Here is a 12,221-nt window from a genome sequence, read left to right on the forward strand (position 1 = left end):
TGGACGCGGCAGGGCTCCTGGTCTTCTCGGCCGTTCTTGGTCGCGGGCCCACCGGCACGACCAGGCGCTGCATGCCGGCCAGGTGCTCCGCTCCTGCTTCGGCCGGAACCCCGCGACCTCCACCATCCCTGCCAGAGCGCACCCACCACATCCTCGAGCAACTCGCCGGACAACTCCTGCCGGCCGAGGCGCGTGCCCGCCCTCTCGGTGCGCCTTCTCGCCGTTTCGTCCGCTCCTGTGCCCCACCGCGCCAGCGGGCCCGGCAGCCCCCCTCAATCCACCTGACGGCCGACCGCCGAAGTCGTCCGGCTGTACGGTTCTCCCGGCGGCAAGATCGCGTTCCTCATCTGGCCGTACGCACGACAGGAGGAGGCGTTCTCGATGGGGACCGTTGTGCACGTCCCGCAGACCCGGGACATGATCGGGGACGAGCTTTCCGGAGACGAGGCGCTCACCGCGCTGAGGCACTACGGAGGCCGCCGGCTGCTCCTCGACGCATTCGCCCGGTTCCGCTACGCCGACGGCTTCACCAACTCTCGTTCCCTCGCCTTCCAAGTGGTCCTTGGCCTGGTTCCGTTCACCATCGCGCTGGTTGGCGTCGCCACCACCGTGCACACGCAGAGCGTGGGGCGGATCATCGAACTCACCCTGGGACAGATCGTGCCGGGCGCCAGCGCGAGCCTGGTCGAGGACGCTGTGGACGCCACCGCGCGCAGCGCCGGCTCCGGAGTCTGGAACGCCGTCGCCATGTGGCTGGGACTGGCCTTCGCCGTACTCAACCTCGCCTCGGCGATGGGGCAGGTCGAGCGAGGCGCCAACCGCATCTACGGCATCGAACGCGACCGGCCGTTCCTGGCCAAGTACGGACGATCCCTGCTCCTCGCCCTCACAGCGGGCATGCCGATGGTCCTGGGATTCCTCGTGCTCGTCGCGGGCGATGCCATCGGCAACGCGGTCGTGGAGGCCCTCGGCTGGCCCCGGGAGTGGCTCGACTGGTGGCGGCCCCTCGAAGTGCCAGTGGGCACGGTCCTCGCGTGGGCCGCGTCGGCAGTGATCTTCCGCTGGGCTCCGCGCAGGGACCAGCCGGGCTACACCTGGCTCGCGTTCGGCTCCGCGGTCCACCTGGTCCTGTGGATCACCGCCACGTGGCTGCTGGCTCTCTACGTCGCCAAGAGCGGATCATTCGGCGCCGTGTACGGACCGCTGACGGCGTTCGTCGCCCTGTTGCTGTGGGCCAACCTGACCGGTGTGGCACTGTTCCTGGGCATCGCGTTCGCAGCACAACTCGAAGCGGCCCGGGCCGGAATCACCGACGCCGTGCACCCGGACCCAGGCCCCGGGCCATGACGCCCACCCGCGACAATGTGTGGCGGGCCGAGGCTCACTGACGTGAGCCGCGCGGGCCGACCAGGACAGCGCGGGCTGCCGTGCGGATCCCCGTGCCCGGGCGCGGCAGCGACTCCCCGGGCGACTCCGCCTTAGCCTCGCCGTTTCGCTTGGGTACGACGGCTGTTGAGGCGCAAACGCGAAAGTGCCTTCCTGACCTGGGACGATGAACCTTGCTGAGGGGTTCTGTCGGTCCAGGAGGAGGGCACTTTCTACGTGCAGGGTATCGGGTGGCGTCCCAAGGTCCAGGTCAGTGCCGATGGTTCGGGGGTGGTTGGGCATGCGGGGGCACGGCTGCTGGCGGATCTCGCCGATGCCACCGGGCTGACCGCCGCGTACTCCACTGCGCTCAGACCGCTTCGGCCGCGCGGGACCGGACATGACCCGGGCCGGATCGCCACCGACCTGGCGGTGATGCTCGCCGACGGCGGCGAGGCCATCGCGGACCTGGCCGTACTACGGGACCAGGCAGGGGTGTTCGGCCCGATCGCCTCGACACCGACGGCCTGGCGGCTGCTCGCCGACGTCGACGAGACCGCCCTCGCTTCGCTGGCTTGTGCCCGCGCCCAGGCCCGGGAAGTCGCCTGGCTGCAGGCCGCCGAACACGGTGAGGGCATACCCGCCGTCCGCACGGCGGGGCGCGTGCTGCCCGGTCTGGTTCTGGACCTCGATGCCACCCTGATCACCTGCCACTCAGAGAAAGCGCAGGCCGCACCCACCTACAAGGGCGGCTTCGGTTTCCACCCGCTGCTGTGCTTCCTGGCCAACACCGGCGAGGCGCTGTCCGGCCGACTGCGGCCCGGGAACGCCGGCGCCAACACCGCGAGCGACCACATCACGGTGCTCGACCAGGCGCTCGCGCAGATCCCCGACGCCCACCGCCACGGCACCGACTTCCTCGTCCGCACCGACAGCGCCGGATCCGCGAAAGCCTTCCTCGCGCACGTCCGCGACCTGCGCAACCGAGGAATCTGTACCTTCTTCTCGGTCGGATACGCCATCACCGAACCGGTCCGCCGCGCTGTCCGGGCCATGCCCGACCACCTCTGGTACCCCGCCCTGAACCAGGACGGAATGCTGCGTGACGGTGCCGAGGTCGCCGAACTGACCGGCATGGTCGACATGGACGGCTACCCGGTCGGCACCCGCATCATCGTGCGCCGGGAGCGGCCGCACCCCGGAGCCCAGTTGTCCCTGTTCGACCAGGACGAGGGCCTGCGGCATCAGGTGTTCCTCACCCACACCCCTTACGCCGATGGTGGTTCCGCCCAGTTCCTGGAGGTCCGCCACCGCGGCCATGCCTGCGTCGAGGACCACATCCGGTGCGGCAAGACCACCGGCTTCGGCCGCTTCCCCTCCCGCGACTTCAACGTCAATGCCGCCTGGCTCGAACTCAGCCTCACGGCGATCGACCTGCTGTCGTGGATGCGCGTCCTGCTGCTGGACGGCGAACTCGCCTCTGCCGAGCCGAAGAAGCTCCGCTACCGGCTGCTGCACGTCGCCGCACGCCTCACCCGCGGCGGCCGGCGTCTGCGCTTGAGGATCTCGGCGACCTGGCCCTGGAGACACGAACTCGCCACGGCTTTCCACCGCCTCACCGCACTACCCCGTCCCGCCGGCTGACCGGCAAACCCCTGCACGCCCACGACCCGAAAGACCTTGGAGAACCCGGCCACCGCGCCGGGACTCCGCCATGCCCAAGCAGCGAAAACACTTCGGCCACCCGACAGTTGGCGATCAGCGACGTCTCATCACCCCAACCGAAACGGCGAGGTTAGGCGGCCACAAGGCCATCGGCGTCAGCGTCGGCACCGCACATACCTCGGGCAGTTCTTCTCCCGTGACGTCCGCCTTCGGCGCCGGGCGCCCGTTCATGGCCCGGGGTCGGCGCACGCCATCCTCGCGCAGGGCATGAACTCCCCCCACAGGGCCTGAGGGCAACCGGGATACCCGAGCGCCTACACGGACGGCTTCCCCGCTTAACGGCCCGCCGCACTGCGGTGAGCGCTGGAAGCAGACGGTCGGCGGCAGCCGATGCCCAGGCCCCGATGGAAGGAGCCCTGTTGATGTCCGTGGCGGGGATGCCGCGGCTGGAAGGGCTCGGGAGAACACTCTACGAGATGCCATCTCTCATCGCGAGAGATAGCTCCCGCTCGACGCCGAGGGTCACCTCCGCGCCGACTTGTCCGCCAGGTGGGCAGCAAAGCGGTGCCCACTTCCCGATCGCACCTGAAGTGAGCCCTCGATGCGTCGTATCGCCCTGTCCGCGGCCGCCACCACGATCTCCGTCTCGCTCACGGGCTGCGGCGCGCTCAACGCGACGGCGAACAGCGACGACGCGAGCCCGACCAAGGGCAACGACATCACCGTGGGACTGCTGCTGCCGGAGAGATCGAACCGCCGCATCCGACTCGCTCACCCGCAGCCGGTCCCGAACAGCCACCCCGGCCGGGCCGGGCACCACGAACGACGCCGTCACCTTCCGCAGTGCGCTCACCCCTTCACCCCCGCCCGGCCGAAGAGCCCCGTCACGGCAGTCAACGAGCAGCCTCCGCAAAGGTCACCCATTCGACCCAAGAACTCCCGTTCCCCTCCCGAGAGCCAAGGGCCACAGCACACCCCAGGCAGGGGGAGCCCTCTGACGCACAGCGGAACAACCGCATCCAGCACCGGCACTCACTCACGCTCACCAGACGGCACTCATGCTCAAGAAACCGGCAGCAGTTCCCGACCCCTCACCAGTAACTCGCTGCGCGCGCGGAATGGGGCTTGCATGGATGACGCGATGCTTTCCGGTTGGCCGTCACCGGTGGTGCGGCGGGTGCGCCGACCGGACGGTTTCGTCCGGGACACGGACGCGGGTGACGTCAGGGCCGACACCGCGCAGCAGCCGATCGGTCCATCAGTCGCACGCAAACGGCCGAACGAGCCCGAGGCAATGATTCGGGACCGCAGGCGCCGGTACACGCACAGCAAGTGAAGCAAGAACAGCAAGGAGATCCAGGTATGCGTGGCGTAGTCATGTACAAGGCCGGCGACGTCCGGGTCGAGGACCGTGACGTCCCGAAGATCATCGAGCCCACCGACGCCGTCGTCCGGCTGACCGCAACCTGCATCTGCGGCTCCGACCTGTGGCCGTACCGTGGGGTCGAGCCCGCCGATCACACGGCCATGGGACATGAGTACGCGGGCGTGGTCGAGGAAGCCGGCTCCGACGTGAAGAGCGTCAAGGTCGGCGACTTCGTCGTCGGGTCGTTCGTGATCTCCGACAACACCTGCGAGATCTGCCGCTCGGGCTACCAGTCCGGCTGCGTGCACCGTGAATTCGTGGCGCAGACGGTCGGCACCCAGGCCGAGAAGGCGCGTATCCCCCATGCGGACGGCACCCTGGTGGCCACGCCGGGGCAGCCGGACCCGGAGCTGATCCCCTCGCTGCTGGCCGCCTCGGACGTGCTCGGCACCGGCTGGTACGGCGCGGTCGCGGCCGGGGCCGGCCCTGGAAAGACGGTGGCCGTCGTCGGCGACGGCGCGGTCGGCCTGATGGCCATCCTCGCTGCCCAGCAGCTGGGCGCGGAGCGGATCATCGCGATGTCCCGTCACCCCGAGCGGCAGGAGCTGGCCAAGTTCTACGGCGCGACCGACATCGTCGAGGAGCGCGGCGACGAGGGCGTTGCCAAGATCAAGGAACTCACCGGCGGGCTCGGCGCGCACTCGGTGGTCGAGGCCGTCGGCACCCAGGAGTCGACCATGCAGGCGATCAACTCCACCCGCCCCGGCGGCCACCTCGGCTTCGTCGGCGTCAACTACGACGTCACGATCCAGGGCATCGAGCTGTTCTTCGCCGGCATCCACGTGGAGGGTGGCCCCGCCCCGGTGCGCCGGTTCCTGCCCGACCTGATCCAGCTCATCTGGGACCGCAAGATCGACCCCGGCAAGGTCTTCGACCTCACCCTGCCGCTGGACGAGGCCGCCGAGGGTTACAAGGCCATGGACGAGCGGCGCGCCACCAAGGTGCTCCTCACCCTCTGACCGGCGCCTGCCACACTGCCGGCCCGCCCCCTTTCGCAGCACCGGGGCAGGCCGGCACCTTCACTCGCTCGCCCTCGGCAGTGCAGCACCGATTCGCTCTCGGCGCCGGTGACGTCGGCGAACGCTACTTCGGGCGGGAGAGCCCTCCGCCCTGCGCTACATCGATCCTCCGCGATCCGGCGCACGCACTGAGTCCTCAGTCCTGGGCGGGGATGTCAAGGGCGGTGCCGTACAGGCGGGAGACCCGGATCAGGATCACCATGCGCCGGTCGGGCAGCGGCTGCTCGCCGGGGGCCGCCCCGTCGGCCAGGTCCACTATCTCCGCCTCGCCCTCCGCCACGGCGAACGACCAGACGTCCGGGCCGCTGACATGCAGTGACGTGTGCGGGTTGCGGCGCAGCTGGCGGACCTTGAGGCGGTCGGCGGTGGAGGAGACGCGCAGTACGCGCTCCTCGGCGTTCCAGTCGTACAGGACGGTCGACAGGTGCGGGTGGCCGGTGCTCCTGACGCTCGCGAGTACGCCGAACTGCTGCTGCCGCAGCAGCTCGGAGAGCTCCTGGTCGGTGAGCACGCGGGGGGCCGGGCCGTCGTTCTTGGTGGTGGTCTCGGTGGCGGTGTTCTCGCTCATGGGATGAGTCTTTCGGTGGTCGGGGTGTGGGTGGGTGAGAGGGCGGGTCAGACGGCTGTGGCGGGGGCGGGAGCCGGTGTGTCGGCGGCCGGCTCCTGGGCGGTCTGCCGCTCGGGGCGGCGCAGCATCATGAAGGCGACGGCAAAGGCGGTGACCAGGAGCCCCGCGCCCACCGCGAAGGCGAGCCGGTAGCCGCCGGTCAGTGCCTCGGCCACTGTCCGGCCCTCCGCCGCAAGGCTCTCGGTGCGGGAGGCGGCCAGGGTGGACAGGACCGCGACGCCCAGCGCCATGCCGATCTGCTGGGTGGTGTTGAACAGGCCGGAGGCGAGACCGGCGTCCTCCTCGTTCGCGCCGGACATACCGAGTGTGGTCAGCGCCGGCAGCGCGAGGCCGAAGCCCGCGGCGAGCAGCATGACCGGGAGGAGGTCGACGGCGTAACTGGCCTGCACGGGGACGCGGGCGAGGAGGGCGAGGACGCCGATGAGGAGCACGATGCCCGCCAGCAGGACGTTGCGCTCACCGAAGCGGGCGTTGAGACGGGCGGAGACTCCCAGGGAGACGGCACCGATGACGGCGGCTGCCGGGAGCATCGCGAGGCCGGTCTCGGCGGCGCCGTATCCGAGGACCTTCTGGAGGTACAGGGCGACGAGGATCTGGAAGGAGAAGAGCGCGGCGACCATAAGGATCTGGACGAGGTTGGCGGCCAAGACGCTGCGCGAACGGAAGATCCGCAGCGGCATCAGCGGGTTCTTCGCGGTGGCCTGACGGACGAGGAACGCGGCGAGCAGTACGGCGGCGAGGGCGCCGAAGCCGAGGGTGCGGCCCGAGGTCCAGCCGAACTCCTCGACCTTGACGACGGTGTAGATGCCGAGCATCAGACCTGCGGTGACCAGCACCGCGCCGACGACGTCCGCGCCCGCCCTGAGGCCCAGACCGACGTCACGGGGCAGGACGCGGACGGCGATCGCGAGGGCGGCGATGCCGATCGGCAGGTTGATGAAGAAGATCCAGTGCCAGTTGAGCGTGTCGGTGAGTACACCGCCGAGGACCTGGCCGATGGACGCGCCCGCTGCGCCGGTGAAGCTGAAGACGGCGATGGCCTTGGCGCGCTCCCTGGGCTCGGTGAACAGCGTCACGAGGATGCCCAGGCTGACGGCGGAGGCCATCGCGCTGCCGATGCCCTGGAGGAAGCGGGCGGCGATCAGTACGGCAGGCGAGGTGGCCACGCCGGCCAGCAGCGAGGCGGCGGTGAAGACGGCGGTACCGGCCAGGAACATGCGCCTGCGACCGATCAGGTCGCCGAGTCGGCCGGCCAGCAGGAGCAGGCTGCCGAACGCGATGAGGTAGGCGTTGACGACCCAGCTGAGGCCGGCGGGGGTGAACCCCAGGTCGTTCTGGATGGCCGGCATCGCCACGGTCACGATGGAGCCGTCGAGGATGATCATCAGCATCGCGGTGGCGATGACGCCGAGGGCGAGCCGACGTGAGCGCGGAGCGGCGGGAGATGCGAGTGACGGCGCGGAGTCGGATGCGGCAAACATGCGGTCTCTCCTGTCAGTTGGGGCGACAGGAGAGACCGTAACAGATGGTTTTGTTGCAGACTATTTCTTTCGGACTTACTTTCGGGCTTACTTTTGACCCGCTCCCCCAGCTACCTCGACTGGCGCGCCCGGCGGGCGGCGCGCGGGGTCTCGGCAGGGGTCGCCAGACCGTCGTCGACCAGACGATTCAAGGCCCGCAGGAGGACCTCCCTGTCCCCCTCGGGAAGCGGGGCCAGGGCGTCGCGGTGCACGCGGTCGACGATCTCCTGACTCTGCCCGGCGACGCGGGCACCCTCCTCAGTGACGGCGATGACCCGGGCCCGCCGGTCCGTACTGGAGGGGCGACGCTCGGCCAGACCCGCCTTCTCCAGAGCGTCCACCGTCACCACCATCGTGGTCTTGTCCATGTCGCCGATCTCGGCGAGCTGGATCTGGGTGCGCTCCTCCTCCAGGGCGTGGACGAGCACACAGTGCATCCGGGCGGTCAGGCCGATCTCGGCGAGTGCAGCGGACATTTTGCTCCGCAGGACGTGGCTGGTGCGGTCAAGCAGGAACGACAGGTCCGGTTCGGTGCGTGCGGGCGTCATGGCGGTCATACCTGCCAGCGTAGAGCAGATCGATCCGAGGCGGATTATCCAGAAGCGACCTTAATGGGGCCCGCCAGAACAGATCGTCCAAGCCAGCGCTACCTGCGGGCGGTCGAACGACTCTGCGTGAGGTGGACCTCGCGCAGAGTGAGCTGATCAGAGCACTGTGCGCACCGAGCCGTCCGCGCCCAGACGTCGAGAGGACTTGCGGCTGTGCGCCGTGCGCTTCGGACCGGCCAGCGGCAACAACTGGATCATGCTGCTGCCCTGGGTGGCGACGTTGCCGGTGCCGAGGACCTTTCCGCTGCAGGCTGCCCTTGACGAGACGAACCGTCTCGTCTAACGTATGCTCGTCGGTCAGCAGCTCATGCGCCTTCTGCTTGCCGCACTATCCAGGTCACCCGGCAAAGGACTGCCCTTGCACTGTGCTTCCGTCGACACCACCGTCACCGCTCTTCCTCTCACGACGTCTCAGATCGCTCTCGCCGAGGTGACCAAGCGCTACGGCGATCGCATGGTGCTGGACCGCGTGTCTCTCACAGTCCGACCGGGCGAAAAGGTCGGGATCGTCGGGGACAACGGCTCTGGGAAGTCCACGCTCCTGCGGCTGCTAGCAGGACAGGAGCCTGTCGACAACGGCAGCCTGACCGTCATGGCACCGGGCGGGGTCGGCCACCTGAGCCAGACTCTCGATCTGCCCGGTTCGGCGCGCGTGGGCGATGCCGTCGATCACGTACTGGGCGAACTGCGCGCCCTGGAGCACCGTATTCGTGTCGCCGAGGCCACACTGGGCACGGCTGGCCCCGCTGAGTTCGAGCGCTACGCCGCACTGGTGGCCGAGTTCGATGCGCGGGGCGGAAACGGAGCGGATCGCCGGGTCGAGGTGAGCCTGCGCCGGCTCGGCGAGCACGCGCCACTGGACCGGAAGCGTGTGCTGAGCACCCTCTCCGGGGGGCAGCGCTCCCGGCTCGCGCTCGCCGCGACCCTTGCCTTGGCCCCCGAACTGCTGCTGCTCGACGAGCCGACCAACGATCTGGACGACGAGGCCGTGGCCTGGCTCGAAGGACATCTGCGCCGTCATCGGGGCACGGTCATCGTGGCCACACACGATCGGGCGTTCCTGGAACGCGTCACCGACACCATCCTGGAAGTGGACCACGATCAGCGCACGGTACGGCGCTACGGCAATGGATACGCCGGCTTTCTGGCCGCCAAGGCGGCGGCCCGGGCCCGGTGGGCGTGGGATCACGAGCAATGGCGCAATGAGGTCGCCCGGCAGGAACACCTCGCCGACTCCGGTATCGGGCGGCTGGCCGAGATCCCCCGCAAGGCGCCATGGGCGTTCAGCGGCGCCGGCGCTTTTCGAGCGCGCTCACGGGCACACGGCGCACAAAGCCGCATCCGGAACGCACGCGAGCGGTTGCAACGGCTCACGGAGCACCCCGTGCCGCCGCCTCCGCAGCCACTGCGGTTCACAGGCCGCGTCGAAGGCACGCCGACCGCCGGGGAAACACCAACGGCAGCACACCTGGAAGGCGTCCTGGTCAAAGGGCGGTTGTACCTTCCGTCCCTGAAACTCGCCCCTGGTGACCGACTCCTCGTCACTGGCCCCAACGGTGTCGGCAAAAGCACCCTCCTCCAGCTGCTGGCAGGGGAACTGACGCCTGACGCCGGCATCGTGCACCGACCGCGGCGGGTCGGATTCCTACGTCAGCAGAGCGCGCCCGACGACGCCTTCGATGCCCGAACGCTGCTCGCGGCATTCGCAGCCGACAGGGCGGGGCAGCCCGACGAGCACGCCGACGCACTCCTTGCGCTCGGCCTGTTCCAGGCCGCCGACCTCACTGTTCCCGTACGGAACCTGTCGGTCGGGCAGCGCCGCAAGCTCGAACTGGCCCGTCTCGTGACGGCCGGCCCACTCGATCTGCTCCTGCTCGACGAGCCGACGAACCACTTGGCCCCCGCCTTGGTGGAAGAGATCGAGGCAGCCCTGGCCCACTACACCGGCACGCTGGTCGTGGTGACGCACGACCGGCTCCTACGCGAACGCTTCCACGGGCCCCGCCTGGAACTACCTGCTTCGTAGGCGAGTTCTGAGCTCATGCGTATGGTCTGACCTGGTCAAATCCGGCGATGGTCTCGGGTCGCGGGACGGTTTTCCCCACGTCATGGTGGGTGGCTGGATGTCGGTTCTTCGAGCCGAGTGGCTGCCGGGGCCAGGCCGGTTGGGTCTCGGTGCACGGGCCGGACAGGACAAGTCCGGGCGGAGGTACTGAACCCCCGGCGCCCCGGGCGGGGTGAGCCGGCCCGGGCTCGGCTGGCTTCTCCCAAGGGCGGCGGAGTTCCGCGGTCAGCGGCCGGGCGAGGCAGCGTTGGTGTAGGCGGCGACGACAAGCCACGTCCACCGGCCCGCCGCCTGGGGGCGTGCGGAGCTTCGGGGTGGTGTCCGGCCCAGCCTCTGTTTGATCATCTGGAAGGCGTGCTCGAGATCGAATCAAGAACGCCGACCAGCGCACGTCGACGTCCTCGCCGGACAGCCCGGTGACCGACGTCCGCAGCCAGACCGGGAGTGCATCGTGGGCGCCGAGCAGGCGGTCGTCTCCAGGCGGATCAACGTACCTTCGATCAAAGGGAGTTCGCCGACATTGTCGACCTACACGCCAATCGGGTGGTCAGACAAGGACAGATGCGGCTCCCAGGCCATCGCGCGAGCGGTGCCATAGCGGTTGGTGACCTGCACGGTCGCGGCGTCAGGCTCACCCCAGGTGTCGGGCTCGGCAAAGTGGAACTCCTTGCCGCGCTTCGGCGATCGTCCGCCCTGTCAGGAGGCGAATCAGGTGTCGCCGTCAGTGTCTGTGAACAATCCCCGGCCTTCGCGCCACCCCGTGCCGCCGGTGACCGCACGGGGCGACATCTGCTGCTCACGGAGGTATCGAGCGATGGGAGCAGAATGCGCCCGAGCCCCTCCCCCGCTCGTCGCTCTTTGATTTCAGAGCATGATGAGCAGACGCGTCTTCGGCTTGAGCTTCCTATTCACCGAACGACTTTGTACGTACACCTCCAGCTTGGGGTTGTTCCCCGCCTTCACGGAGACGGTTCCCTGGACACCCGTACCGAACAAAAGGCTGCGCGCCGCGTCGCCCGTATAGGCGCGGTCGGTGTCCTTCTCAACCACGATGACTTCCTTGTTCTGCTGAACCTGAGCCCGAGCGCCCAGCTGGTAGTAACACGAACCACGTTCGTACGTCACGCCCGGATGTGAATCGACGAAGGGGCGAATCTCGACCTCCTTGTCAACTTTCAGGAGCCGGTACTTGTCGGCCGGAATCGGTTCGAGCTTCGCCCGCACCTCGTCAACCGATATGTCCTGACCGACGGCGAACAGGTTCTTCGTGCCGCGCACCCCCTGCTCTCGTCCGCGGAGGAAGCTCGTGGCGGCAGCGCGCACGGTGCCGATCGCCTCCTCGACGCCCTTCTGGGAATCCGCATCCCAGATGGCGATGTTTCCGGCCGGGAAACCGTAGTTCTGGGCGGTCCGCTTGGCCAGGGAGTTCGGAACGAGGATCGCGGAGGTCCAGTGGCCCGGAAGCCCGCTCATCTTCGCAGTGATCCTGTCGAGCCAGGGGCCGAGGATGGCCATGTCGCCGTCGTGCCGCCGATCGCCGCCGGAGGCGTTCTCCTCGCCGTCCGTCACCACGATCTGGAGGAAGCTGTGCTCGCCGTATTCCTCCCAGATATGGCCCAGGTCGTCCAGGGACTTCAGAGAAGCCTCAATGAGAGCCGTAGCGCCATTGTTGACCTGGTACAGCCCTCGCATGGACGGCAGATGCTTCACGTCCATGTCCCAAACCAGGTTCTCCACCCTATGGTCGAAGGAGTAGAGGCTGATCCGGGTTTCGTGGCCGAGGCTGTCCGATTCGGCCTTCAACCCCGCCACGAACTCGTCCACAACGCGAATGAGTTGACTCTGGTGCGGACGCATTGAACCCGAACAGTCCACTACCAGCGCGACGTGATTCACCTTGTGCTGGATCTTGTTTGCGGACATGC

8 protein-coding genes and 2 pseudogenes are annotated in these 12,221 nt (G+C 68.7%); 5 read left to right on the forward strand and 5 right to left on the reverse strand.

Features of this window, described 5'->3' with window-relative positions; genetic code table 11:
- Positions 1-381 precede the first annotated feature (381 nt).
- From QFZ76_RS03645 to QFZ76_RS03660, 4 genes and pseudogenes are all read left to right on the forward strand, one after another.
- On the forward strand, positions 382-1,347 hold the full coding sequence (locus tag QFZ76_RS03645; RefSeq protein WP_307672315.1) for a YihY/virulence factor BrkB family protein: 966 nt from the start codon (positions 382-384) through the stop codon (positions 1,345-1,347).
- 225 nt (positions 1,348-1,572) lie between these two features.
- The gene (locus QFZ76_RS03650) at positions 1,573-3,009 is read left to right on the forward strand and encodes an IS1380 family transposase (protein WP_373464498.1); all 1,437 of its coding nucleotides are present in this window, start codon (positions 1,573-1,575) and stop codon (positions 3,007-3,009) included.
- Positions 3,010-3,631: 622 nt separating this feature from the next.
- Positions 3,632-3,790 (forward strand): annotated as a pseudogene (locus QFZ76_RS03655) (ABC transporter substrate-binding protein); the annotation flags it as partial.
- A gap of 602 nt (positions 3,791-4,392) precedes the next feature.
- Positions 4,393-5,415 carry a zinc-dependent alcohol dehydrogenase family protein gene (locus QFZ76_RS03660; protein WP_307672317.1) on the forward strand — a complete coding sequence of 341 codons (1,023 nt, stop codon included), beginning with the start codon at positions 4,393-4,395 and terminating at the stop codon, positions 5,413-5,415.
- Between the two features lie 196 nt (positions 5,416-5,611).
- Here QFZ76_RS03660 and QFZ76_RS03665 read toward each other — a convergent pair whose 3' ends face one another.
- From QFZ76_RS03665 to QFZ76_RS03675, 3 genes are all read right to left on the reverse strand, one after another.
- Positions 5,612-6,043 (reverse strand): pyridoxamine 5'-phosphate oxidase family protein, encoded by a 432-nt coding sequence (locus QFZ76_RS03665; RefSeq protein WP_307672318.1) that lies wholly within the window; start codon positions 6,041-6,043, stop codon positions 5,612-5,614.
- A gap of 47 nt (positions 6,044-6,090) precedes the next feature.
- Complete coding sequence (locus QFZ76_RS03670) at positions 6,091-7,584, reverse strand: MFS transporter (protein WP_307672319.1); 1,494 nt, start codon at positions 7,582-7,584, stop codon at positions 6,091-6,093.
- A 110-nt stretch (positions 7,585-7,694) separates the two neighbouring features.
- On the reverse strand, positions 7,695-8,180 hold the full coding sequence (locus QFZ76_RS03675) for a MarR family winged helix-turn-helix transcriptional regulator (protein ID WP_307672320.1): 486 nt from the start codon (positions 8,178-8,180) through the stop codon (positions 7,695-7,697).
- A gap of 337 nt (positions 8,181-8,517) precedes the next feature.
- Here QFZ76_RS03675 and abc-f point away from each other — a divergent pair, with 337 nt between their 5' ends.
- Positions 8,518-10,257 carry a ribosomal protection-like ABC-F family protein gene (abc-f, locus tag QFZ76_RS03680; RefSeq protein ID WP_307672321.1) on the forward strand — a complete coding sequence of 580 codons (1,740 nt, stop codon included), beginning with the start codon at positions 8,518-8,520 and terminating at the stop codon, positions 10,255-10,257.
- Between the two features lie 13 nt (positions 10,258-10,270).
- Here the strand turns inward: abc-f and QFZ76_RS51650 are convergent.
- Positions 10,271-10,992 (reverse strand): annotated as a pseudogene (locus tag QFZ76_RS51650) (transposase); the annotation flags it as partial.
- A gap of 168 nt (positions 10,993-11,160) precedes the next feature.
- Positions 11,161-12,219 carry a vWA domain-containing protein gene (locus QFZ76_RS03685; protein WP_307672322.1) on the reverse strand — a complete coding sequence of 353 codons (1,059 nt, stop codon included), beginning with the start codon at positions 12,217-12,219 and terminating at the stop codon, positions 11,161-11,163.
- Positions 12,220-12,221 lie beyond the last annotated feature (2 nt).

Source organism: Streptomyces sp. V4I2 (assembly GCF_030817655.1).
Taxonomy (GTDB): Bacteria; Actinomycetota; Actinomycetes; order Streptomycetales; family Streptomycetaceae; genus Streptomyces; species Streptomyces plumbiresistens.

Bases quoted from the DNA above. Each gene is read 5' to 3' on its own strand.
- QFZ76_RS03645 (WP_307672315.1), top strand. From the start codon at position 382: ATGGGGACCGTTGTGCACGTCCCGCAGACCCGGGACATGATCGGGGAC.
- QFZ76_RS03660 (WP_307672317.1), top strand. From the start codon at position 4,393: ATGCGTGGCGTAGTCATGTACAAGGCCGGCGACGTCCGGGTCGAGGAC.
- QFZ76_RS03665 (WP_307672318.1), bottom strand. From the start codon at position 6,043: ATGAGCGAGAACACCGCCACCGAGACCACCACCAAGAACGACGGCCCG.
- QFZ76_RS03670 (WP_307672319.1), bottom strand. From the start codon at position 7,584: ATGTTTGCCGCATCCGACTCCGCGCCGTCACTCGCATCTCCCGCCGCT.
- QFZ76_RS03675 (WP_307672320.1), bottom strand. From the start codon at position 8,180: ATGACCGCCATGACGCCCGCACGCACCGAACCGGACCTGTCGTTCCTG.
- abc-f (WP_307672321.1), top strand. From the start codon at position 8,518: ATGCTCGTCGGTCAGCAGCTCATGCGCCTTCTGCTTGCCGCACTATCC.
- QFZ76_RS03685 (WP_307672322.1), bottom strand. From the start codon at position 12,219: ATGTCCGCAAACAAGATCCAGCACAAGGTGAATCACGTCGCGCTGGTA.